Here is a 24,007-nt window from a genome sequence, read left to right on the forward strand (position 1 = left end):
AAATTTTTCGAGGTGATGAAATGCTTCTTGCCATTGATGTGGGCAACACGACGACCACATTAGGAGTTCTTGACGGGCGCGACGTAAAGGCCCAGTGGCGGCTGGTAACGACCCGACGAACCTCTGACGAGATAGGATTGGCTATAGACGGCCTTCTTCGGCTTGCCGGCTTTGAGAAGTCTGTTTTGACGTCGGCTATCCTTGCCAGCGTCGTTCCCGGGCTCGACGCGCGCTTTCAGGAGGCCATGAAAAACTATTTCGGTCTCGACTGCCCGTCGGTTCGGTACGACATGGACTTAGGCGTCCAAGTCGACTTGGACATTCCGTCGGAGGTCGGAGCCGACCGGCTGGTCAACGCGGTTGGTGCCGTCGAGCTGGTCGGCGCGCCGGTGATCGTCGCCGATTTCGGCACAGCTATTACGCTCGACGTGGTGCTCCCGGGACCCCGATACGTCGGCGGGACGATCGGCCCCGGCCTCGTGACGAGCGTTGAGGCCCTGTTTGGGAACACCAGCAAACTGCCAAAAATCAACCTGACCGCGCCGAAAAAAGTCGTCGGCCGCTGCACGGCCGAGTGCATCCGAAGCGGCGTTATCCAGGGGACGGCCGCTCTGATCGACGGCATGGTGGGGCGAATCGAGAAAGAGCTCGGCCTTTCGTTTAAAGTCATCGCTACCGGCGGGCACGCCGGGACTGTGGCGTCGGTTTCTGAGCGAATAGAGCGCGTCGATCCTGCACTGACGCTGATTGGCCTGTCGTGTATCGCGAGTCGGATAGCCTAAATATTTCCGTCGGCGGCGTCAGAGCGGCGAACCCGCTGTTTTTGGCTCCGATGGCCAGCGTGACGACCGCGGCGGTGCGGCGCTTAGCGGTACAGCTCGGCGCGGGGCTGACCCACACTGAAATGGCCAGCGCCACAGGGTTGGTTCGCGGCGGCCGTCAGACCCTTCGGGTGCTTGATCAGACGAACGATACCCGGCCGCTGGTCGCTCAGCTTTTTGCCGGCGACGCAGAGTCGCTTGTCCGGGGTGCGGAAGTCGCCCTGACCTGCGGGCCTTTCGACGCGCTGGGAATCAACATGGCCTGCCCGATGCCCAAGGTGCTGAAGCGAGGCGCCGGTTCGGCGCTGCTTGACCGGCCGGACGAAGCCGCCAGCATGGTGCGGGAGCTGTGCCGCTTTGGATTCCCTGTGTGGCCTAAGGTGAGAAAAGAACCTGCCGGATCGGGCATCACGACCGAAGAATTTGTCCAAATCCTGTTTGAAGCCGGCGCGAGCTGCGTTGCCGTTCACGGGCGGACGCCTGGCCAGCGGTACGAAGGGCAGGCGGATCGGAAATCGGTCAAAGAGCTGTGCCGGGCCTTCCCGGGGAGAATCCTCGCTTCCGGCGACGTTTTTACCGCAGAGGACGTTCTCGACTACCTTTCGGCCGGCGCCGGAGCCGTCCTACTCGCCAGAGGGTTTATCGCCGACCCGTTTATCGTCCCTCGGTCGCTTGACCTGCTGAGCGGGCGTCCGGAAGCGCGGCCCTCGTTGGCGTCTCGGTACGAAATCTTTTGCGAATTTGCCGGAGAACTGGAACGGCTTCACGGCCCAAAAATGGCGCTGGGAATGGTCAAGCGGTTTGCCCCCGGCTTTTTCAAGTTTCAGGCTGGAGCCGGCGCGCTGCGCCGAACTCTTGGTCCTATCAACGATTGGAACGAAATGCAAATTCGGCTGGACGAGTGGTTCGGCCAAAGTGAAAGGGGAAAAGAACATGCCAGAAACGCCGCAGAACTTGACGGCTGATACTGAAATTGTCCGTCAGAGGCTTGACAAGCTCCGCCGCCTGAACGAAGAGGAAGGGTACAACCCGTACAAGCCCGAAAAGTGGAACGTGACCCACACGGCTCAAGCTGTCGCCGAGACCTATGGGGCTCTTGAGCCCGAACAGGCCGACGAAAGCGCCGCGCTTTCCATGGCCGGACGGGTGATGACCATCCGCCGGCAGGGGAAGCTGGCATTTGCCCACCTGCAGGACGAGACGGGAACCATTCAGATTTACTTCCAGCTCAACGCTCTTGGAGAAAAAGAATATGAGTTCTTCAAGAAGTGGATCGATACCGGCGACATCATCGGCCTCTGCGGCCACCCCTTCCGAACCAAGCGCGGCGAACTGACCGTCGCCGTCAAGTCGTTCCAGCTGCTCAGCAAGGCGCTTCGCCCGCTGCCAGAGAAGTGGCACGGATTGTCGGATATGGAAGTGCGCTACCGGAAGCGCTACGTCGACCTGATCGCCAACCCGGAGGTGCGCGACGTGTTCCGCCGCCGGGCCGCCATCATCACGTCGTTCCGCTCCACGCTTGAAAGTCACGGCACGCTCGAGGTTGAAACGCCCGTGCTTTCCTACTTGGCTGGCGGTGCCAACGCCCGGCCGTTCATCACCCACCACAACGCCCTCGACATGGACATGTACCTGCGCATCGCCGTCGAGCTGTTCCACAAGCGTCTCGTGGTCGGCATGATGGGCCGGGTCTACGAAATTGGAAAGAACTTCCGCAACGAAGGCATGGACCTGATGCACAACCCCGAGTTCACCATGATGGAAGTGTACTGGCCGTACTGCGACTATGAGGTCATGATGAACCTGACCGAAGAGCTGATCCGAAACGCCGCCGTGGCCTCCAACGGTAAGGCGAAAATCGAATGGCAGGGCACGAGCCTTGACTTCGAGTCGCCGTTCCGCCGGGCCAGCATGGTCGAGCTGGTCAAGGAGCATACCGGCGTTGATTTCTCGTCGCTGACCGACGAAGAAGCCCGAAAAGAGGCTGCGTCCCGCGGCCTAGAAGTGAAGCCGACGGACAGCCGGTTCAAGATTCTAACCGAGTTCATGGAAGAGTTTGTCGAAGACCAGCTGATTCAACCCACGTTTGTCACCGGCCACCCGGTTGAGATTTCCCCGCTGGCGAAGAAGGACCCGCTGAACCCGGATTACACCCATCGGTTCGAGCTGTTCTGCTGCGGCAAGGAGCTGGCCAACGGGTACAGCGAGCTGAACGACCCAGTCGACCAGAAAGCCCGGTTCATCGACCAGATGAAAAAGAAGAGCGAAGGGGAGGACGAGACGCACCCGTACGACGCGGACTTCGTCGAGGCTCTTGAGCAGGGGCTTCCGCCCACCGGCGGCCTTGGAATCGGCATGGACCGGGTCATCATGTTCCTCACCAACTCCAAGTCCATTCGGGACGTCATTTTCTTCCCGACGATGAAGCCTCTGCAGGCTGGAGAAGGACAGAAGTAACTACCGAAACGAGGAGGCAGAAGCGTGTCGGACCGAGCCCGTTACGACGAACTGGTTGAGACCGTCAACGAGAACTCGTACCTGTACTACGTCAAAGACGCCCCAGTGCTGAGCGACTTCGAGTGGGACCAGCTCATGAACGAGCTTTTGTCCATCGAGCGGGAGCACCCTGACTGGATACGCCCCGATTCGCCGTCCCGGCGGGTTGGCGGCACGGCGCTGGACGCCTTCGAAAAGGTCACGCACCAAATTCCGATGCTCAGCTTGGAAGACGTGTTCAGCCCCGAAGAGCTGACGGGCTGGCTGGCTCGCGCGGAAAAGGAAATCGGTTCCCAATCGGAATGGTGCTGCGAGCTCAAGATCGACGGGCTGGCTATATCGCTGATCTATCAGGACGGCGTCTTCGTCCGCGGTGCCACCCGGGGCGACGGACACGTGGGCGAGGACGTAACCGCCAACCTGCGGACCGTTCGCTCCCTGCCTCTCAAGCTGCGCGGCTCAGTCCCCGGGCTGCTTGAGGTGCGCGGCGAAGTCTACATGGACAAAACGAGCTTTGAGGCCCTTAACCGGCGCAGGGAAGAAGCCGGCGAAGCGCTTTTCGCCAACCCGCGCAATGTGGCCGCCGGGTCATTGCGCCAGCTTGACCCGACCGTGACGTCTCAAAGGAATTTGCAGGTTTTTCTGTACTACGTGATGAACCCGCACGAACGGGGGTTTGAGACGCAGTCCGACTGCCTGAACTGGATGGCGTCAGTCGGCCTTCCCGTTCAGCCGGCTTGGCGCGTCAGCAGGGGAACGGCCGAAGCGGCTCAGTTCGTCGAAGAGTGGCGAGACCGACGGTTCGATCTGTCCTATGGAACCGACGGCGTCGTGTTCAAGGCGAACAAGCTTTCCGACTGGGATCTTTTGTCGGCGACGTCGCGGACGCCTCGGTGGGCCGTGGCGTTCAAGTACCCGCCGGAAGAGAAAACGGTTCACCTAGACGCGATCGACGTCTCAGTCGGCCGAACAGGCGTCATCACCCCGGTGGCGATCTTTCAGCCGGTCGTCTTGTCGGGAACCAACGTGTCGCGGGCAAGCCTGCACAACGGCGGAGAGATTGCCCGCAAGGACATCCGCGTCGGCGACTGGATTACCGTCCGAAAAGCCGGGGAGATTATCCCGGAGGTGGTGAAGTCGGACGCCTCGCGCCGGGACGGGACTCAGACCCCGTTTATCATGCCGGAACGCTGTCCGTCTTGCGGTCATCCGGTGGTTCAGCTTCAAGGCGAGGCGGCTCTACGGTGTCAGAACGTCAGCTGTCCGGCGCAAATGCTCGCCAGGCTCGTTCATTTCGCTTCCCGGGGCGCCATGGACGTTCGCGGTCTCGGCGAGGCTTTAGCCCAGCAGCTGCTGAGCTCCCGTCTTGTCGTCACTCTGGCTGACCTGTATCGGCTGACGGCCGATCAGCTGGCCGGCCTGGAGCGAATGGGCGAGAAATCGGCCTCTTCGCTCGTCCAAGCTTTAGAAGGGGCCAAAAAACGGCCGTTAGACAGACTTCTCGTCGCTCTGGGAATTCCGCTGGTCGGGCCGTCGGCCGCCCGCGCGCTGGTAGGCCGGTTCGGCTCTTTAGAGGCCATAGGACAGGCGACGGAAGACGAGCTCTCGAAGGTCGAGGGCATTGGCCCGGCGATTGCCGGTTCGGTAGCGTCATGGCTGGCTGACTCGGCAAACAGGGCCCTGCTTCAGGACTTTTCGTCGCTGGGACTTGAGGCGTGCACGTCGCGCGAGCCAACTCAGCCGGCCCAACCGGGGCCGTGGACAGGGCAGGTGATCGTCTTCACCGGCGAGATGGCGTCCATGCCTCGGTCACAGGCCTCAGAATTGGCGCGCGGTCTCGGGGCGAAAGTCACAGGATCGGTCAGCTCCAAGACGACGCTTCTTGTAGCCGGAGAGGCCGCAGGGAGTAAACTTGATAAGGCAAACAGCCTGGGGATCCCGGTGATCTCAGAAGAAGAATTTCTGTCCCGGCTTCAGGCGGCAAAGAGTACACTGTAAGAAACTCGGCCTTGCCGAGAAAAGCATCAGCGAAGGAGGATACCATGACTGGCCTCACGAAGGAAGAAATCCTGAAAATCGGCAAACTCGCCAGACTGGAAATTGATCCGAGCGAGCTTGACGCGTTGGAAAAGCATTTCGGCAGCGTCCTGTCCTACTTTGAAGTGCTGAAAGAACTGGACGTTTCGTCGGTCGATCTGGCTGACAAGGAAGGCGCCGAGTCCATGAGACTGGAGCCCGACGAGATCGGCGACAGCGGATCGAACCGAGAAGCGATTCTCTCCCAGGCCCCTCAGCGGGACGGGGACTTCTTCCGCGTGCCTAAGATCGGAGGCGACGAAGAGTAATGGACCTTTTTCGACTGACTGCCCGAGAAATGCTCGACGGGATGGCTGCCGGCAAGTTCACCAGCCGTCAGATTGTCCAGTCATGCTTTGACAGGATTGAGGCCCTTGAGCCGACGTTGCACGCCCTGCTGTTTATTAACAAAACGCAGGCGCTGGCTGACGCCGACGCCGCAGACGCCGCCCGTCAGGCGGGAAAGCCCCTCGGCCTTCTGCACGGCGTGCCGGTTATCCTGAAGGATAACCTGTGCACCAACGACATGCCCACAACCTGCGCTTCGAAGATGCTGGAGCACTACGTGCCGCCGTACGACGCGACGGTAGTCAAACTCCTTCGTCAGGCCGGCGCGGTCTTCTTAGGCAAGGCAAACATGGACGAGTTCGCCATGGGCGGCTCCACCGAGAACTCGGCTTTCGGCCCCACTTATAACCCGTGGGATCCATCCCGTGTCCCCGGCGGCAGTTCAGGCGGCAGCGCCGCGGCTGTGGCTGTCGGCTACGCGCCGCTGGCGCTTGGCAGCGACACCGGCGGGTCCATTCGTCAGCCCGCGTCGTTCTGCGGCCTGTTCGGCATGAAGCCCACCTATGGACAGGTGAGCAGGTACGGACTGGGCGCGTACGCCTCGTCGCTCGACCAAGTTGGCGGCTTTGCCCGGACCCCGGAAGACCTTTCCCTGCTACTGACCGTCCTCTGCCAGTTCGACCCGTACGACTCTACTTCGGCGAAACGCCCGGCTCCTGACCTGTCAATTCGTCGGCCAGAGAACCTTAAGGGGCATAAAATCGGCGTCCTGAGCCTGCCGGAGGACATGGCCTCGTCGATCGACGTTCAGGTTCGTTCAACCCTGAGCGACGCCAGAAAGCGCTTGGCCGACCTCGGCGCCGACGTCGTCGACGTTTCGCTTCCCGTCACGATGAAGTACGGTTTGGCGTGCTACTACGTCTTGGCCCCGGCAGAAGCCAGCGCCAACCTTGCCCGGTACGACGGCGTGCGCTACGGCTCGGCAGCGGTGGGCGCGTCGTCGCTCATTGACCTGTACACCCGCACCCGGGGCAGGTTCTTCGGCCCGGAGGTAAAGCGCCGTATTCTGACCGGCACGTACGTGCTCAGTTCCGGGTTCTACGACGCCTATTACCTGACCGCCCAAAAGGTTCGGCAGAAACTCAAAGAGGAGTTCGCTCAGGCGTTTTCTTCGGTTGAAGCCCTTCTGCTGCCCACGTCGCCGACGCCGGCATACCGCATTGGCGAGGTCACGGACCCGGTCGCCATGTACATGGCTGACCTGTTCACCATCCCGGTGAACTTGGCCGGGCTGCCGGGCGTCACCTACACGGCCCGGTTCACCGATAACGGACTTCCAGTCGGACTTCAGCTCGTCGGCGCCCAGTGGACCGACGGGAAACTGCTGAACTTGGCTGCTCTGTTAGGCAGCGAACATGAAAACGTCATCGCGGAAGGGAAGGTGCGGTCATGACGGCTTCTTATCATCCAGTCATCGGCCTTGAAATTCACGTTCAGCTGAACAGCAAGACAAAACTCTTCTGCCGCTGTAGCACCGACTATATCGGCGCCGTGCCGAACACCAATATCTGCCCGCGCTGCACCGGTCAGGTCGGCTCTCTGCCGGTGATGAACGAGGCGGTCGTCCGCATGGGCGTCCGCGGCGGGCTGGCGCTGAACTGCCATATCAATCTGGTCACCCGGTTTGACCGCAAGAACTACTTCTACGCCGACCTTCCGAAGGCGTACCAGATCTCCGAGTTCTACCTCCCGCTGGCCGAGCACGGCACCTTAACGATCACCGACGACGACGGCAACTTGAAGAAAGTAGGCATCACTCGCCTTCACCTGGAGGAGGACGCCGGCAAGCTCGTTCACGGCGGCAGCGACGGCCGAATCGTGTCGTCCACCCAGTCGTTCGTCGACTTCAACCGTTCCGGCGTCCCGCTGGCCGAAATCGTCTCCGACCCGGACCTTCGGTCGCCCGGCGAGGCAAAGAGGTACGTCATGGCCATTCGGCGACTCGTTCGGTATCTTGGCATTTCCGACGGCGACATGGAGCGGGGATCAATGCGCTGTGACGCCAACATCTCCGTCAAGTTTGACGACGGCCGATGGAGCTCCCGCACGGAAGTAAAGAACATGAACTCGCTGAAGGCCATTGAAAGCGCCTTGGCCTACGAGATTCAGCGCCACATCGCCCTTGTGGAAAGCGGCCGGCACGTGACGGCAGAAACGCGCAACTGGGACGACGCCAACAGGGTTACCACCGCGTCCCGAAGCAAGGAGGAAGCAAACGACTACCGGTACTTCCCCGAGCCGGATCTACCGCCGCTTGTCTTAACCCAAGACTTTGTCGACCAACAGGCGCGCAGCCTGCCGGAACTGCCGGATGCCCGGTATCAGAGGTACCTGAGCCAGTACGGACTGCCGGCTGAGGACGTGGATGTGCTGTATGAGAGCCGAGAGCTGGGCGACTATTTTGAAGAGATCGTCGCCGCTGGCGCCAGCCCGCGCAAAGCGTCAAACTGGATCCTTAACGACGTGCTGCGCCTTGTGACCGGCGACTTCTCGGCTGAAAAGCGGCCCATGTCCCCGGAACGGCTGGCTGGCCTGATTAAGCTGAACGAAGACGGAAAGATTTCCACCACCCAGGCGAAAGAGCTCTTCGAAGTGATGATTGCCAAGAACATGACCGCAGAAGAGGCCGCCAAGGCGACGAATCAGCGCATCGGCGCCGTCGAAGGGAGCGAGCTGGGGCAGATCGTGGAAAAGGTTCTGGCCGCCAACGCGGACGTGCTGGAAGTCATCCGTTCCGGTCAGGACAAAAAGGACAAGAAGCGCAAATTCCTGCAGGGACTGATCATGAGGGAAGTGAAGGGACAGGCCTCGCCTCAGGAAGTTTCTGCCCTGCTGGACGAGAAGATCGGTTAAAAACGATCTGAATCTGTTACAATAGATCAGTAATTGCGGGAAGCTCTGCCTCGGCACGAACGCTGTCCCGTTGAGGAAACCCCTTAAGGAGGTACAGGTGAATGGCACTCAGAACAGAAGACATTCGAAGCATCGCCGTGGTGGCCCACGGTGGAGCCGGCAAGACTTCCCTGACGGAGGCCATGCTGTTTGACGCCGGCGCCGTTACCCGACTCGGGACGATTGAAGCGGGCAATACCACCTCCGACTTCTCTTCCGAGGAGCAGAAACGGACCATTTCGATCAGCACCTCGCTGCTGAACTTCGACCATCGCGGGAAAAAGGTTTTCGTTCTCGACGTGCCCGGCTACGCGGACTTCATCGGCGAAATGCGCTCCGCCCTGCGGGTTGCCGGCAGCGCTGTTATGGTCGTCAGCGCCACTGACGGCGTTGAAGTCCAGACCGACAAGGCGTGGGAATTTGCCAAAGAGTTTGAGACTTCCACGATTTTCTTCATCAACAAAATGGACCGGGAAAACGCCGACTACAACGGCGTTTTCGAGCAGATCCGCGCTGACCTGACCAAAAACGCCTACCGTCTTCTGCTGCCAGTCGGCAAAGAGGCGGGATTTAAAGGCGTGGTCGATATCCTTAAAGACCGGGCGTACATCTACGACGACGCCTCAGGCAAGTTCAAGGAAGGCGACATCCCTGCCGACATGGTTACGGATGCGCACCGCGCCCGCGGATACCTCGTCGAGGCAATCGTCGAGGACAGCGATGAGCTGATGCTGCGGTACTTGGACGGCGAAGACATCCCCGTTGACGAGCTCATTCCTGTGCTTCGCCAGTGCATCGCCAAGTGCAAGATCTTCCCCGTCATGCCCGGTTCTGCCACTGCTAACATCGGCGTACCGCAGCTGATGGACCTGATCGTCGACTACCTGCCCGACCCGACGGCCATGAGAGAGCGGCCGGCTGTGAAAGAAGATCGGGAGATCTTCATCAAAGCCGATCCTCAGGCCCCGTTCAGCGCGCTGTGCTTCAAAGTCATGGTCGACCCCTACGTTGGCAAGCTCTCGTTCATTCGCGTCAACTCGGGCACGCTGACCAGCGACCAGACCATTTACAACGTCAACCGGCAGGAAGAGGAACGGATCAGCAGCTTCAAGATCATGCAGGGCAAAGACGGCGTTGACGTCAAGGAAATCACCACCGGCATGATCGTCGCCATTCCCAAGCTCACCAGCACGCGTGTCGGCGACACCTTGGGCAAAGCTGGCAGCAAGGTCCTGTATCCCACCATCAAGTTCCCCACGCCGGTGTACTCTGTGGCCGTTGACGCCCAGTCCAGAGGCGACGAGGACAAGCTGGGCAACGCGGTTCATCGGATGCTCGAAGAGGACCTGACCCTTCGGTTTGAAAAGAACCCGGAAACCAACGACAACGTGCTGTCCGGCATGGGCAACCTTCATCTGGACATCGCCTTAGCCAAGATCAAGGAGCGCTACGGCGTTAACCTGAACACCCGCACGCCGAACGTGCCCTATCGGGAAACCATCCGCAAGTCCGCCAAGGCTCAGGGCAAGCACAAGAAGCAGACCGGCGGACACGGCCAGTACGGCGACGTGTACATCGAGTTCTCTCCGCTAGAGCGGGGCGCCGGATTCGAGTTTGAGGACAAGATCGTTGGCGGCGCGATTCCCAAGCAGTACATCCCGGCCGTTGAAAAGGGCCTGCGGGAGTGCATGGTCAAAGGCGTCTTGGCTGCCTACCCGACGGTAGACTTTAAGGCCTCGCTTTACTTCGGCTCCTATCACGACGTCGACAGCTCCGAAATGGCCTTCAAGACTGCCGCACACTTGGCGTTCAAAAAGGGCATGACAGAAGCCTCGCCTGTGCTCCTTGAGCCGATCATGAACGTTGAAGTCATGGTCGCCGACACCTACCTAGGTGACGTGATGGGCGACTTCAACACCCGGCGCGGCCGCATCATGGGCGTCGACTCGCTGGGACGGCTGCAGGTCGTCAAGGCTCAGGTTCCTCAGTCTGAAATGTTCCAGTACGCCATTCAGCTTCGCTCCATGACCTCTGGGCGCGGCACCTTCACCATGGAATTTTCACACTACGACACGGTGCCGGAAGAAGTCAGCAAGAAGATTATCGCCGCCCGTCAGGGCTTGCTGGCCGAAGAAGAGGAGTAGCTTCAAAAGTCCCGCCTCATACCGCGCGAGCGGCACGGGGCGGGACTTTTCTTTGGACGAGTTTCTCTTTTCTAGAACCTAATCAGCAGAGCGGCCTGTTGACCGTTGGGAAGCGATTGAAGGACGATACGAACCGCCGCGCCGGTCCATTGAGCGTCCGGAACAGAGCTTTTCGCCGGCGTCGTCTTTTGGGGCGCGCCCCAAAGTTTTTTGCAGGCTGCCAGCAGAGCGGCCTTGTCTTTTTCCAAAACCTGAACGCCGCCGGCTCGGAACCCCTGCGGGCCGAACTCGTAATAAACTCCCACCGCCGGCACGCCGTTCCACGACGTCTCCGGCTTTGTCTTGACGTAGAGATCTACGCCTTTTCCAGTGGAAGTGACTTTTTGAAGAGCCTTCTTGAACGACGCAGCTTTTTGACCGGCCTTGATACCGCCGAAGCTCGTCGGCTCGTTCTTCAAAGTCGGGGCGCGAGGCGCCACATTCGCCGGCGTGGGATAGAGCCGCAGAATCCACAAGTTGTCCTGAGGAAACAAAAGACAAGTCGTCTTTTGCCCTTGCCACAGGTACCCCTTGGCCCCTTTTGTGTCCGTCAACTCAACCTGCTGAGGATCCCCCCAACGCTGAGAGCACTCTTTCAACGCGGCGGCCTTTTGGTTTGCTGCAAATGCCATTTCTACGGCCGAAAGCTTGCCGGAAGAGAACTGATAAATCACCAATTTGGTGGGAATGGATCCAAAAGGTTCTTTTTCGCGCTTTTCCCGCACAAAATTTTTTGTGTCCCCGTCCATCATAGGAAGAAAACGAGCCTGCTTTGTCGTTTGAGGAGTCCCCCAATTCAGTCCTCCATAGCCGGATGGTTCGTTAGAAAAGGCTTCGGCATGGGAAATAAAAGTTGCCAGCAGCAACGCCGCGCCGGCGAATGAAAAAAGACGATTCATATTTTTCCTCCAAGAAAATATTACCCCACAAACGGCCTGATCAGAGGGCAAAGCTACTTTAACAGCAGGACAAAAGGGAGTCAACAAGTTGACTCCGCGTAACACAAGGAACTGGCCACTTCTCAGGCAAAAAGAAAGCATTCAGATAAAAGGACCTTTATCAAACGAACCAGCCCGTGTAGCCCGTTTGAGGCTTGTCGACACGTGTGGAGCCTAACGTCTTAGAAATCTCCTTGGTCGCTTCAAGGAGGAACGGCAGAACCGCTTCAATCTTCATCTGGATATTTATCCCAGTAATGTGAGGCAGCGTGATGCTCAGAGCGGCGATGACCTCATTGGTATGGTTAAAGATCGGCGCGGCCAAGCATGAAATACCGCGGAACTGTTCCTGATTATCGACCCCATAGCCTTTTTCCCTGATAAGGGCCAATTCTTCACGCAGTGTTGTTTCATCGGTAATCGTATTTTCTGTGTAGGCCTTAAACTGCCGCAGCCCCCGAGGTGTCGGATGTTCCGCGGACTCAGACAGCAATCGGTCGAGCTTTTCTTCCGGCAGGTTCGCGAGAAGAACTTTCCCCAACCCGGTGCAGTACAGCGGGAAAAGAGATCCAAGGGGCAAGTGAATTTGAAGTGGCAGCGAACTCTCAATCTTGTAGATATACATGACCGAGTGACCGGCCAGAACTGCCAGATTGACGCTTTCACCGGTCCTCGTCGACAGCTTGTGCATGGCCGGCGACGCGATCTGATCAAGGCCTGTATGCTGGATTACCGCGTTGCCGATCTTGAAAAACTTCAAGCCGTTTAAGTATTTGGACGTCCTGGGATTCTGGTCAATATATCCTAACGACTTCAACGTTTTCAGGATCCGGTATACCGTGCTCTTATCGAGAGAGACTGCCTCGGCAATCTCAGAAACGCCAAGTTCGGCGTGATCCGTTAACGCCTCGATAATAGAGAACGCCCGGACAAGCGTTTGCACTTGTTTGCGCGGTTGAGTGTCTTCTGACATCGTTTCTAGACTCCTTCAAAAGGAAGATTGAAAGACCGCAAGCCTGATGTTGTGCCTGCACGCCTCTGATTAACGTTGTACAATCACTGTCGGTGCGTTGGAAGGTACATACGAACGAACGTATTTCCTAAACTGTTTCGCTGCTTCCTAAAATTAACCTTATTGTCTGGCTTATACTATAAATGAGATGCATTTCCCCCGCCAGAGTCCCAGAGTCATGCGCACAAGGCACCTAAATATTATATAGGGACAATCTAAATTTCACCGTTATATCTAATGGACGGGGTTTGCATTCTGTAGTTACAGGTTCAGTCTTTGTTCCATCGAGCGTTAAAAATTTGCTGCTGATAAGGAGGCTGCGGGGATGGGGGAGAAAGAGGATACCAGCGTTCTCAAGAAAAACGAATACGGTTTCGTCGAAGACCCTCGGTACAAGGTCTGCGAGCGCGAGGCGCGGTACGGAATTATTTTAGGGCTCGTCAATTTAGCAGTCTGGGCCATTGCAGGCTATGGATTAGGAAGCGGTCCAGTGGAAAATTACTCGTACATCATGGGATTCCCGGCTTGGTTTTTCATCAGCTGCATACTTAATTCTCTCCTCGCCGTCGGCGCGACAATTTACATCGTTAAACGAAAGCTCCTCAACATGTCCTTGGACCGCATGACCGAAGAAGAAGCTGCTGCGTTTGTGCGCAAGGAGGTCCAAAAGCGATGAACTCCATCGAATGGCTGACCTTAGTGCCCGTCGTCGTTTACTTCGCCGCGATGTACGCGATCGGCTTCTACGCGTCCGCGATGGTCAATCGGGCCAGCAAGCGAAAAGGCGGTAGCGGATCCGCGTTCCTCGAAGAGTACATGATCGGCGGCCGCTCCACCGGCGGCTTTGTCCTAGCGATGACGCTCGTTTCAACGTATCTCAGCGCCGGCAGCTTTATCGGCGGGCCAGGCACGGCCTACCGCCACGGCTTGGCGTGGGTCTTTTTAGCGATGGCTCAGATCCCCACCGGATATTACACCCTCATGGTTTTGGGGAAGAAGTTCGCTATCGTCTCCCGAAAAACGGGGGCGAACTCTATTTCTGACTTCCTGCGCCAGCGGTACGAGAGCAAGGCCGTGCTGATCATTGCTTCCCTGTCAATCATTTTCTTTCTCATCGCGGCAATTGCCGCACAGCTGATCGGCGCCAGTCGGCTGCTTCAGGGATCGACCGGCTTGGACTACAAGAGCGCGCTTCTTTTCTTCGCCGTCACTGTGATCGTTCACACAGCGGTAGGCGGCTATCGGGGCGTGGCGTTTAACGGCACGTTGCAGGGAATTGTCATGACATGCTCAACTGTGGCGCTTTTCGCCGCTGTCGTCATTAACGGCGGCGGCATCGCGAACATCATTCAGACCATGAAAGCCATGAACCCGAACACCATTTCGCCGTTCGGCGTACAGGAAGGCTTCATGACGGTCCCGTGGGTATCCAGCTTCTGGGTTCTCGTCGGATTTGCCGTTATCGGCCTTCCGGCAGTCTCCCAGCGCGCTATGAGCTATAAAGACACCCAGAGTATGCACTCTGCCATCGTGTACGGCAGCGTCGTGTCTTTGCTGCTACTGATGGGGATGCACTTAGTAGGAGCCTTCGGAGTGACGCAGGTGTCTGGCATCTCCGCCGGCGACTTGGTCGTCCCGACGCTCATCAAGAACCTGTTCCACCCGCTGATTGCCGGCATCGTCCTAGCCGGACCGTTGGCCGCCGCCATGTCGACCGTCGACTCTCAACTTTTGGTCGTCGTCGCGGCCATTGTCAACGACCTTTTGGTGAACTATATCAGGCCAGAGCTGAAAACGAAGGCTAAAACCCTTCGCCGCCTGACGTTTTTCACCTGCTCTGTCGTCGGTCTCATCACGATCGCACTCGCTTTCAACCCGCCGGACCTGATGGTGTGGCTCAACCTGTTCGCCACCGCGGGACAACTTTCGACGTTTCTGTGGCCGACGATTTTGGGATTGTACTGGAAAGGAGCCAACGCTCAAGGAGCTCTTGCCAGTATGGTCGTGGGAATTGGCTCGTATCTGGTCTTCAATTATTACGTCCCTCGCCCTCTGGCCCTGCACCCGATCGTGCCGTCCCTTGTCCTGTCGTTGATCGCCTTCGTCATCGTCTCTCAAACTACGAAAAAGCCTTCCGAGCGAGTGATTCGCCTTTTCTGGGAACTTTAATTAATCATTCTGTCAGGCCGTCCCGCTTGGGACGGCCTTTTCTATTTTGTTCGGCGAGCATCTAGCGCATAGCTGCCACGATATTCTTTCATCAAAATCTTGCTTTAATACGTTACTTGACAATCGTTAAAGCGACACTATAATGAAAATCACATAGTAATATTATGTTTTACTATACGAAACACCATTAAGATCTGTTCAAAAATTGAAATAAAGGGGAGTGATAACGTGAAGGTTGCTGTTCTTGGTTCAGGGGCAATGGGCTGTCTATACGGGGGGACCTTAGCAGAAGCTGGTCATCAGGTGACTTTCATTGACGTCTGGGCTCAGCACGTTCAAGCGCTGAATGAGCAAGGTCTTTTGATCGAAGAGAACGGAAAAGAAAAGCTCATCCGCAAGAATTTTAGAGCCGTTACGTCTCCCGAAGGTATCGGGCCGGTCGATCTTGTCATTGTGTTTGTTAAAGCCACGCTGACCGAAGTGGCGATGGAAGAAGCCAAGCCTCTTCTCGGTCCTAATACGATTGTGCTGACTCTTCAAAATGGCTTAGGTAACGTTGAAAAGCTCAATAGGGTTGCCGGGAGAGAACACGTTATCGCGGGGACGACAGCACACGGTTCGACCATTCTCGGTCCCGGACACATACGGCACGCTGGCAAAGGGAAAACGATTATCGGCGAGCAGTCAGGCGAAACGACGCGCCGAATTGAACAGTTGGCTGAAGCATTTCAAAAGGCCGGCTTTGAGACCAAAATATCGTCTAACGTGATGGGTCTCATCTGGACGAAGCTGATCGTCAATATCGGCATCAACGCGCTGACAGCGGTAACTGGGCTTAAAAATGGCAAGCTGCTCGAGTTCCCTGAAGTGAAGTCTTTGATGGAAAAGGCGGTGCAGGAAGCCTGTGACGTTGCCCGCGCGAAGGGCATTCGTCTTGAAATTACGGACCCGCAGGAACACGTTGCAAAGATCGCTCAAGCGACTGCTGAAAACAGGTCTTCAATGCTTCAGGACGTGACAAACAAGCGGATGACGGAGATCTCCGTCATAAACGGCGCCGTTGTTGCAGGCGGCAAAGAAGTTGGCGTTCCTACACCAGTTAACGATGTTTTGACGGCGCTGATTGAGACAAAACAGAAAACGTACAACTTGACCGACTAAAAGTTACGCAAACCCCAAACAAGCAAAGGAGGGCTACTCATGAAGATGTCTGCTCGTGTGTGCGGCGCTGCTTTCGCCGCAGCGGTGATGCTCCTCTCGACAAATGCTTTCGCTGACCCTACGTATACTCTGAAACTCGCCCATGCTGTTCCAGTCGAAAACCCCTATCACTATGGCGCGATGCGTTTTAAAGAGCTTGTTGAAGCTGAGACCAAGGGGGACATGGTTATTCAGGTTTTTCCAAACAATGAGCTCAGCACCGGCGAGCGGGATATTTTGGAAGGGCTTCAGCTTGGAACGATTGATATGTACGTCGGTTCTACCGGGCCAATGGGTGGGTTTGAAAAGAGTTTCCTGTTGTTTGACTTCCCGTTTCTTTTCAAGGATTTGAAAGACGCTTTTGAGGTTCTGGACGGCCCGATTGGCGACCACGTGTTCAAAAAGTTAGATTCACAGGGCATTCACGGGCTCGCTTGGATGGTAAACGGATTTAGAAACTTAACCAACTCGAAGCGTCCCGTCGTTAAAATCTCGGACGTTGCGGGGCTGAAGGTCAGAACGATGGAGAACAAGCTCCATATGGCGATGTGGCGGGAGCTGGGGGCGGATCCCACGCCAATGGCGTGGAGTGAAGTTTTCACCGCACTGCAGCAGGGGACGATCGACGGTCAGGAGAACCCGCTGACTGTTATCTATACTTCCAAACTGAACGAAGTTCAGAAATATTTAGCCTTGACCCGCCATGTTTTCTCCCCGGCGTTCATCGCTATTGCATCAAGTAAGTTCGAAGATCTTCCTGAAAAATATCAGGCAGTCATTGTAAAAGCCGCCAAGGCTGCCGCATTGCACGAACGAGAAGTTTACGAAAAAATGGACGCCGAATTTCTTGAAAAGCTGCGCGCTGCCGGTATGGAAGTTTCAACGCCAGATTTGGACGAGTACCGCAAAGCTGTACAGCCAGTGAATGAAAAATACCGCTCCGAGCTCGGTGACGATGCGGGACTGCTTGATCAAATTCTTTCCCGGTAACTGTGGTTTTTGCTGCAAGGTAACTTGATTCCACAAGCGAGGAGGAGATCACCATAAAGTTCTACAAAAAACTGTTGGATCTTCTCGAAAGGCTTTCAGAGTGGATTCTCTGTCTTCTCGTCAGCGCCATGGTCATTATCGTTTTTGCTCAGGTATTCTGCCGTTTTGTCCTCAAGGGGGCACTTCCTTGGTCTGAAGAGGCAAGCCGATACATCATGATCTGGCTTTCGATGCTTGGGGCGAGCATCGGTTTACGCCACGGAGCGCACGTCGGAGTCGAGGCTCTTGTCAATGTTCTTTCTCCAAAGTTACGCCGCGCCGTGCACATGCTCACGTGCCTGATCTCTTTGGGATTTTCTGGCGCTGTCGTTTGTTACGGGTACCGTCTGCTACACGTGGTTAAAAGGCAAGTGTCACCTGCTATGGAGATTTCAATGGTGATACCGTACAGCGCTCTTGTCGTGGGCGGCCTGCTGATGGGGCTTTATTCCATTGAGGCGGCGTTCAGGAAAGAAGAGACCTCGTCTGGCGGAAGCGAGGTGACGGCCGAATGATTTCGGTGCTCTTTGGAAGCCTCTTGGCATTTTTTGCTTTGAGCGTTCCTATTGCCATATCAATCGGCGCGTCAACGTTATTGGCGCTTTTCTCAAGCTCAATTCCCCCTACAGTTCTCGTTCAGAAAATGTTCACCGCCATGGACTCGTTCCCGCTGATGGCTGTCCCGTTCTTTATCCTTGCAGGGGCTCTGATGGAAACGGGAGGTATCTCACGCCGACTTGTCAACTTCGCAAATACCTTCGTAGGCCACTTCGCTGGCGGCCTCGCCTTTGTAGCCATCATCGCGAGCATGTTCTTTGGAGCCATTTCCGGTGCAGCTGTTGCTTGTGTTGCTGCTATCGGCGGCGTCTTAATTCCGGAGATGGTATCCCACGGTTACGGGAAGCCTTACACCGCCGCTGTGCAGGCAACCGCTGGGACGTTGGGAGTCATGATTCCGCCGAGCATTCCTATGATCATTTACGGGGTGATGACCGGCGTATCAGTCGGCGGGCTTTTTATGGGCGGCGTGCTTCCTGGCATCTTCATTGGTTTTTCATTAATCGCGGTCGCGTGGGTTATCGCTCGTAAAAACGGGTACCGGGGAGACCAACGGTACAGTTGGAGAAGCAGGTGGAAGGCTTTTAAAGAAGCATTTTGGGCCCTCCTCATGCCGGTAATTATTCTCGGCGGCATTTACGGCGGGGTGTTTACCCCAACCGAAGCGGCAGTCGTCGCCGTCGTGTATGGGCTGTTTGTCGGTTTTTTCGTCTACCGCGAACTGAAAGTGCAGCAGATCAAGTCGATTTTCGTCAAAACAGCCGTGAGTACTGCGGTCGTGATGTTCATCATTGGGGCCTCATCTGCCTTCAGTTGGGTCATTACAGCACACCATATTCCTCAAATGGTGACTAAGGCACTTCTCAGCATCACGACGAACAAAATCTTCATTTTGATCCTCATCAACTTGCTGCTTCTGTTTATTGGCACTTTCATGGAAACAGTGGCGTCGATCATCATTCTTGTTCCAGTTCTCCTGCCAGTTGTCACCGCTATTGGCGTGGATCCGCTTCATTTCGGCATTGTGCTGGTGGTGAACTTAGCCATCGGCATGGTGACTCCGCCACTTGGAGTGTGCCTATTTGTGAGCTGTTCTATCGCGGATATAACGCTGGAGGATATTACCAGAGCTGCTATCCCATTCATTCTTGTGATGATCGTCGACATTTTTATTCTCACGTTTGTACCTGCTTTGAGCACGTTCCTGCCGCGGGCAATGGGACTGTGCTGACCGAATGTTCTTGTGATGCGCAGAAGCATGTTTTCGTAGCGTGCAGTTGAGGGCGTAACGTTAATTCATTCCGAGGGAGACTTCAGCATGAAGAAGAAGATGTCGGTTCTTGATTTCAAACGGTACAAGGCGGAGGGAAAAAAGTTTGCTTACGTGACGGCGTACGACTACACGATGGCTTCGATCGTCGACCAAAGCGACGTGGAAGTTATTCTGGTCGGGGACTCTCTGGGCATGATCATGCTGGGCTATAAGGACACAACGCCCGTCACAATGGACGATATGATTCACCACATTCGTCCGGTTGTGAAGGGCGCTCCCAACACGTTTATCGTCGGCGATATGCCTTTCGGATCGTACAATAAGAGCATCGAGCAGGGCATCGAAAACGCCACGCGCATGATCAAAGAAACCGGCTGTGACTGCGTCAAGCTGGAAGGCGGAGCCAAATATGCCGAGCTGGTTCATGCGATCGTCAACTCGGGCATCTCTGTGATGGGGCATATTGGGCTGACGCCGCAGAACGCGACGCAGCTTGGCGGCTTCAAAGTCCAGGGCGGCACGCCTGAAGCGGCTCAGCAACTGATTGAGGACGCCAAGGAGTTGGAGCGGGCCGGCGCGTTCTCGATCGTCCTCGAGTGCGTTCCCAAGGTGGTCGGCAAGGCGATCAGCGAGGCCGTCTCCGTCCCGATTCTTGGCATTGGAGCCGGCCCATATGTCGACTGCCAAGTCCTCGTGACGCAGGACTTGCTTGGAATGTACGGCGACTTTAAGCCGAAGTTCGTCAAGCTGTTCGCCAACGTGCGCGACGTGATGGTGAACGCGTTGAACGAGTTCCATAAAGAATCTCTCAGCGGAGAGTTCCCGTCCGACGAGTACAGCTTCAATAAGGATGTCCCGCTGAACAAGCTTTATTAGTCTTTTGGCGCACAAAAGGGAGGCCGACTTCTTTACCAGAAGCCGGCCTCCCTGTTTGTTTCGAGAAAAAAGCTATTTCTTTTCTTCCCGCTGGGCGATAGCCTTGGCCACCGCTGCGGAGACTTTGTCAGCATCTGGCCGATAGGGCAAGGTGATATGGTACTTGCCCGGGTACTTGGCGTTGACTTCCCGCGCCACTTCTTCGGCGTGGTTGCAGCGCGCCCATGCGCGGCGGCCTACTCCGCCTAAAACGTCCCACATCATGGACGAACGAATGATCTCGTCGGTTTCCGGCCGGCCGTCGAGCAGCAGGCCGAATCCGCCGTTGATGCACTTGCCGATGCCGACACCGCCGCCGTTGTGAAGCGTGCACAGCGTCATGCCGCGGGCGGCGTTTCCGGCGAAGGTCTGAGTTGCCATGTCGGCGCAGATGTTGCTTCCGTCATAGATGTTGCTGGTCTCGCGGAACGGGCTGTCCGTCCCGGAGACGTCGTGGTGGTCACGGCCAAGCATGACCGGGCCGATTTTCCCTTCCCTGACCAGCTGGTTGAACCGCAGGGCGATGTCCCGACGGCCTTCGGCGTCCTGGTAGAGAATGCGGCACTGGGTGCCGACGACGAGTTTGTTCTTTTCCGCGTCGCGGATCCAGACCCAGTTGTCGTAGTCTTGGCTACGCCGGTTGGGATCGATGCAGTCCATTGCGGCCTGGTCGGTTGCCACGAGGTCTTCGTGCCGGCCGCTCAGGCAGCACCAGCGGAACGGTCCGTAGCCGTAGTCGAACAGGACGGGCCCCATGATGTCTTCGACGTAGGATGGCCAAATGAACCCGTCGTATGTGTCCTGTCCGTTCTTGGCAATTTCCTTGACGCCGGCGTCGAAGACGGCCCGCATGAAGGCGTTGCCGTAGTCGAAGAAGAACGTGCCTTTTTTGGTAAGCCGCTTGATGACTTCAAAGTGGCGGCGGAGGGACTCGTCTACACGGCGGCGGAATTCCTCCGGGTTTTCGTGAAGCATCTTCGTCCGCTCTTCAAAGGTGAGGCTGACAGGGCAGTAGCCGCCATCGTAAACGGCGTGGCAGGACGTCTGGTCGGAGAGAAGATGAATGAAGATGTCGTGGCTGTCGGCGTATTCCAGAAGGGTGACCACGTTGCCGTGGTAGGCGATCGACAGGGCCTTCTTGGCCGCAAGAGCCTCCTTGGCCAGAGCGAACGCTTCTTCAGGCGTCTCGGCGACCTTGCTCACCCAGCCCTGATCGTACCGCGTTTTGATTCGGGAGGCGTCAACTTCAGCGATAACAGCCACAGCACCGGCGATTTCGCCGGCCTTGGGCTGAGCGCCGCTCATGCCGCCCAGTCCTGACGAGACGAACAGGATGCCAGCCAAGTTCTCTCTGGGGCCGACGCCGAACTTCTGCCGTGCGGCGTTCAAAATGGTATTGAATGTGCCGTGCACGATGCCCTGCGGGCCGATGTACATCCAGCCGCCGGCGGTCATCTGACCGTAGTTGGTGACGCCGAGCTGCATGCCCCGGTGCCAGTCCTCCTGGTTGTCAAACAGGCCGACAAGGAGTCCGTTGGTGATGATGACCCGCGGCGCTTCCGGCTTGGAAGCGAACAGTCCGACCGGGTGGCCGCTTTCGATGACAAGAGTGGTGTCGTCGGTGAGCTGCTCCAAGTACTTCTTGATGAGCCGGTACTGAAGCCAGTTCTGGCAGACCTGTCCGGTCTCGCCGTAGGTGACGAGCTCATAGGGATAAAGAGCAACGTCAAAGTCCAAGTTGTTGTCGATCATCACTTGGAATGCCTTGCCGGCCAAGCATTCCCCCTTGTACTCGTCAATCGGCTTGCCGTGCAGTTTCCCTTCCGGCCGGAACCGGTAGGCGTAGATGCGGCCACGGGTGCGGAGCTCTTCCATGAACTCGGGGATCAAGGCGTCGTGCAGCTCCTCAGGGACGTATCGAAGGGCGTTCTTGAGCGCCAGTTCGGTTTCGGACTGGGACAGCGTCCAGCCCCGGTCAGGAGCGCGACGGATGCCTTCGACGAACTTCGGATAATCGGGCAGAGTAGCGTCCAGCTTAATCGTCATCGCCTCGCGGTTGAGGCTGTTTTCGCTTTTTGCGAACAAACGGGCCGCCTGTGCAGCAGATTGGGCGGTCTTATCCCGCGTTTTCGCTTCGTTCATTGTGACGCCTCCTCAGAAGATATAAACTTTTGTTATGCCAGAGCCTTCTCAAGCAGCGCTTTAACGTCGGCCACGGCGGCTTCTGCAGTCTCGAGCGCCTTTTTAATTCTGTCCTTGACGGAAGCCGAGAACGCCTCGTCCTTGAAGCCCAGCAGGTTCACTCTCACGTTGTAGCTGGCGGCAATGGCGCCGGCCATGGCCATGTGAGCGGCAGAGCCGCCGTCGGTGACGGCGTTCGGATTGCCGTAGGTCACGGCAGTTTTTGCCAAGCAGGCCGCTTTGGCGCAGGCTTCGCAGGTTTTCAGCGGAACTTCAATGGTCACCTTCGTGGCCGCCTGAATGGCCTTGCTCCGGGCCGCTTTTTCCTCGTCAGTGCCCTTGGGCAACTTAAACGCTTTCATCAGCTCGTTGAACGATTCTGTGTCCTCGTCGATCAGGTCCAGCAGCTCCGACGCGAGTTCTTTCCCCTCGGTCAGCAGCGGCTTGATCATCGGCTCATTGTCCTTGAACTTTTCCCGACCGACAGTCAGTTCGGAAACCATGGAGGCAAGTCCGGCAGCCAAACTGCCGGCAAGGGCCGCCACGCTGCCGCCGCCAGGCGCAGGAGAGTTGGACGCGAGTTCCTTCACAAAACCGGTTACAGTCATTTCCACGAGCTTCATGTAATATCCCCTTTCAGATTTATTGGTTCAAAAAACTAAAACCACACTAAGAAACGTACACGCCGCGCTTGTACACTTCGACGACTGGGCTCGTGCCGGCGTGGTATGCGAGGATCGCCGGCGTCTCCCCGTCGAGCAGGAGGAAGTCGGCCTGCTTTCCTTTTTCCAAGCTGCCGATCTTGTCCTGCATTCCAAGACTCCACGCCGGGTTCAGCGTGGCCCCGACGAGGGCCTCTTCAACCGTCATGTTCATGTTCATGACGGCCAGCCCGACGACAAACGGCATGGACTCGCAGAAACAGCTTCCCGGGTTGCAGTCAGTTGCCAAGGCAACCGGCACGCCCAAGTCGATCATCTTCCGCGCCGGGGCGTAGGGCTTTTTCAGGCTGTAGGCCGTGGCGGGCAACAGGTCGGCGATGACGCCGGCCCGTCCCATGGCGGCCAAGTTCTTTTCGTTGGCAGCCAGCAGGTGTTCTGCAGAAATGGTTCCGAGTTCTGCCGCCAGCCCTGCGCCGTCGGTGTCAAACACTTCGTCGGCGTGGATCCTCAGCCCCATGCCAAGGTCCCGGGCCGCCTGCAGAAGCCGGCGGCTTTGAGGGACAGTGAACACGCCCTCTTCGCAGAACACGTCGCAGAACTTCGCGATGCCCTGTGCCTTCACGGCCGGGAGCATTTCAGAGATCATCAAGTCGATGTACTTATCCGGGTCGGACTTGTACGCCGGCGGAACCGCGTGAGCGCCCATGAAGGTCGGGACGATGTCCAGCGGCGTTTCTTCGGCGATTCGGCCGATGACCCGAAGCATTTTGAGCTCCAGCTCGGTCGTCAGGCCGTAGCCGCTCTTGATTTCCATGGTCGTCGTGCCGGTCGAGAGGGCCGACAGGACGTTGCTCAGAGTCTCTTCAAACAGCTCTTCTTCGGTGGCTCCTTCCACCGCCTTGACGGAGGAGAGAATACCGCCGCCAGCGGCGAGGATTTCCAAGTAGGTCTTGCCGGCCAGCCGCATGGAGAACTCTTTTTCCCGCCGAGCAGCAAAGCAGATGTGGGTATGAGGGTCGACGAAGCCGGGAATCATGCAGCACCCGTCGCAGTCTTCCTCCGTGACGTCGTCAAACGCCTCGGCTGTCGCCTTGACTTCGTCCTCGTCGCCGACCGCTTGAATAATGCCGTCGCAGGCCAGCAGTGCGCCGCGCTCCCAGCTGACCACCCGCCCCTGTTCCGAGCCGGCGGCCGGTCTCTCACCGCTGATAGGAGTCGTAATTGAAACGTTGGTAAAAAGGGACGCGCTCATGG

At 57.2% G+C, this 24,007-nt stretch carries 20 protein-coding genes; 15 read left to right on the forward strand and 5 right to left on the reverse strand.

Going from position 1 to position 24,007, the window contains the following annotated elements:
* The first annotated feature begins 20 nt into the window (after positions 1–20).
* The 8 genes from HMPREF1249_RS06365 (at position 21) to fusA (ending at position 10,777) form a co-directional block, all read left to right on the forward strand.
* Positions 21–782 (forward strand): type III pantothenate kinase, encoded by a 762-nt coding sequence (locus HMPREF1249_RS06365; protein ID WP_008521166.1) that lies wholly within the window; start codon positions 21–23, stop codon positions 780–782.
* On the forward strand, positions 758–1,786 hold the full coding sequence (locus tag HMPREF1249_RS06370) for a tRNA dihydrouridine synthase (RefSeq protein WP_008522870.1): 1,029 nt from the start codon (positions 758–760) through the stop codon (positions 1,784–1,786). Before HMPREF1249_RS06365 ends, HMPREF1249_RS06370 begins: the two co-directional genes overlap by 25 nt.
* Positions 1,755–3,278 carry a lysine--tRNA ligase gene (lysS, locus tag HMPREF1249_RS06375; RefSeq protein ID WP_008521164.1) on the forward strand — a complete coding sequence of 508 codons (1,524 nt, stop codon included), beginning with the start codon at positions 1,755–1,757 and terminating at the stop codon, positions 3,276–3,278. The genes HMPREF1249_RS06370 and lysS overlap by 32 nt, the downstream gene beginning before the upstream one ends.
* A gap of 24 nt (positions 3,279–3,302) precedes the next feature.
* Entirely contained in the window at positions 3,303–5,315 is a 2,013-nt protein-coding gene (gene ligA, locus HMPREF1249_RS06380; RefSeq protein WP_008522868.1) for an NAD-dependent DNA ligase LigA, read from the forward strand.
* 44 nt (positions 5,316–5,359) lie between these two features.
* The gene (gene gatC, locus HMPREF1249_RS06385; protein WP_008521162.1) at positions 5,360–5,662 is read left to right on the forward strand and encodes an Asp-tRNA(Asn)/Glu-tRNA(Gln) amidotransferase subunit GatC; all 303 of its coding nucleotides are present in this window, start codon (positions 5,360–5,362) and stop codon (positions 5,660–5,662) included.
* On the forward strand, positions 5,662–7,134 hold the full coding sequence (gatA, locus tag HMPREF1249_RS06390) for an Asp-tRNA(Asn)/Glu-tRNA(Gln) amidotransferase subunit GatA (protein WP_008522866.1): 1,473 nt from the start codon (positions 5,662–5,664) through the stop codon (positions 7,132–7,134). Before gatC ends, gatA begins: the two co-directional genes overlap by 1 nt.
* Positions 7,131–8,594, forward strand: a complete 1,464-nt coding sequence (gene gatB, locus HMPREF1249_RS06395; RefSeq protein WP_008522865.1) for an Asp-tRNA(Asn)/Glu-tRNA(Gln) amidotransferase subunit GatB — start codon at positions 7,131–7,133, stop codon at positions 8,592–8,594. The genes gatA and gatB overlap by 4 nt, the downstream gene beginning before the upstream one ends.
* Positions 8,595–8,695: 101 nt before the next feature.
* Positions 8,696–10,777, forward strand: a complete 2,082-nt coding sequence (gene fusA / locus HMPREF1249_RS06400; protein ID WP_008521158.1) for an elongation factor G — start codon at positions 8,696–8,698, stop codon at positions 10,775–10,777.
* A gap of 71 nt (positions 10,778–10,848) precedes the next feature.
* Here the strand turns inward: fusA and HMPREF1249_RS06405 are convergent, their stop codons facing one another.
* Both HMPREF1249_RS06405 and HMPREF1249_RS06410 read right to left on the reverse strand, forming a co-directional pair.
* Positions 10,849–11,802: a hypothetical protein gene (locus tag HMPREF1249_RS06405; protein WP_155887018.1), complete on the reverse strand. Its 954-nt coding sequence runs from the start codon at positions 11,800–11,802 to the stop codon at positions 10,849–10,851.
* Between the two features lie 73 nt (positions 11,803–11,875).
* A complete protein-coding gene (locus HMPREF1249_RS06410) occupies positions 11,876–12,727 on the reverse strand; it encodes an IclR family transcriptional regulator (RefSeq protein WP_008521149.1) in 852 nt (283 codons plus the stop codon).
* 364 nt (positions 12,728–13,091) lie between these two features.
* Here HMPREF1249_RS06410 and HMPREF1249_RS06415 point away from each other — a divergent pair, with 364 nt between their 5' ends.
* The 7 genes from HMPREF1249_RS06415 to panB all read left to right on the forward strand — a co-directional run bounded on the left by HMPREF1249_RS06415 (position 13,092) and on the right by panB (position 19,871).
* Positions 13,092–13,442 carry a YhdT family protein gene (locus tag HMPREF1249_RS06415; protein ID WP_008521146.1) on the forward strand — a complete coding sequence of 117 codons (351 nt, stop codon included), beginning with the start codon at positions 13,092–13,094 and terminating at the stop codon, positions 13,440–13,442.
* Positions 13,439–14,935, forward strand: a complete 1,497-nt coding sequence (gene panF / locus HMPREF1249_RS06420) for a sodium/pantothenate symporter (RefSeq protein ID WP_021776003.1) — start codon at positions 13,439–13,441, stop codon at positions 14,933–14,935. Before HMPREF1249_RS06415 ends, panF begins: the two co-directional genes overlap by 4 nt.
* A 228-nt stretch (positions 14,936–15,163) precedes the next feature.
* Positions 15,164–16,096, forward strand: a complete 933-nt coding sequence (locus tag HMPREF1249_RS06425) for a ketopantoate reductase family protein (protein ID WP_021776010.1) — start codon at positions 15,164–15,166, stop codon at positions 16,094–16,096.
* 39 nt (positions 16,097–16,135) lie between these two features.
* Entirely contained in the window at positions 16,136–17,125 is a 990-nt protein-coding gene (locus tag HMPREF1249_RS06430; protein WP_021776011.1) for a DctP family TRAP transporter solute-binding subunit, read from the forward strand.
* Positions 17,126–17,253: 128 nt separating this feature from the next.
* On the forward strand, positions 17,254–17,679 hold the full coding sequence (locus tag HMPREF1249_RS06435; protein ID WP_155801418.1) for a TRAP transporter small permease: 426 nt from the start codon (positions 17,254–17,256) through the stop codon (positions 17,677–17,679).
* Positions 17,676–18,953, forward strand: a complete 1,278-nt coding sequence (locus HMPREF1249_RS06440; protein WP_021775993.1) for a TRAP transporter large permease — start codon at positions 17,676–17,678, stop codon at positions 18,951–18,953. Before HMPREF1249_RS06435 ends, HMPREF1249_RS06440 begins: the two co-directional genes overlap by 4 nt.
* A gap of 87 nt (positions 18,954–19,040) precedes the next feature.
* Positions 19,041–19,871, forward strand: a complete 831-nt coding sequence (panB, locus tag HMPREF1249_RS06445) for a 3-methyl-2-oxobutanoate hydroxymethyltransferase (protein WP_008522859.1) — start codon at positions 19,041–19,043, stop codon at positions 19,869–19,871.
* 72 nt (positions 19,872–19,943) lie between these two features.
* On the opposite strand, the gene HMPREF1249_RS06450 is transcribed toward panB, so the two are convergent.
* From HMPREF1249_RS06450 to hutI, 3 genes are read right to left on the reverse strand one after another with little or no spacing between them, the layout of a single operon-like run.
* Positions 19,944–22,052, reverse strand: a complete 2,109-nt coding sequence (locus HMPREF1249_RS06450) for a urocanate hydratase (protein ID WP_021776016.1) — start codon at positions 22,050–22,052, stop codon at positions 19,944–19,946.
* 32 nt (positions 22,053–22,084) lie between these two features.
* Positions 22,085–22,714, reverse strand: coding sequence for a cyclodeaminase/cyclohydrolase family protein (locus tag HMPREF1249_RS06455; RefSeq protein WP_008522857.1), 630 nt, complete (start codon positions 22,712–22,714; stop codon positions 22,085–22,087).
* 46 nt (positions 22,715–22,760) lie between these two features.
* Complete coding sequence (gene hutI / locus HMPREF1249_RS06460) at positions 22,761–24,005, reverse strand: imidazolonepropionase (RefSeq protein ID WP_008521127.1); 1,245 nt, start codon at positions 24,003–24,005, stop codon at positions 22,761–22,763.
* Positions 24,006–24,007 lie beyond the last annotated feature (2 nt).

It is taken from the genome of Jonquetella sp. BV3C21, assembly GCF_000468895.1.
Taxonomy (GTDB): Bacteria; Synergistota; Synergistia; order Synergistales; family Dethiosulfovibrionaceae; genus Jonquetella; species Jonquetella anthropi.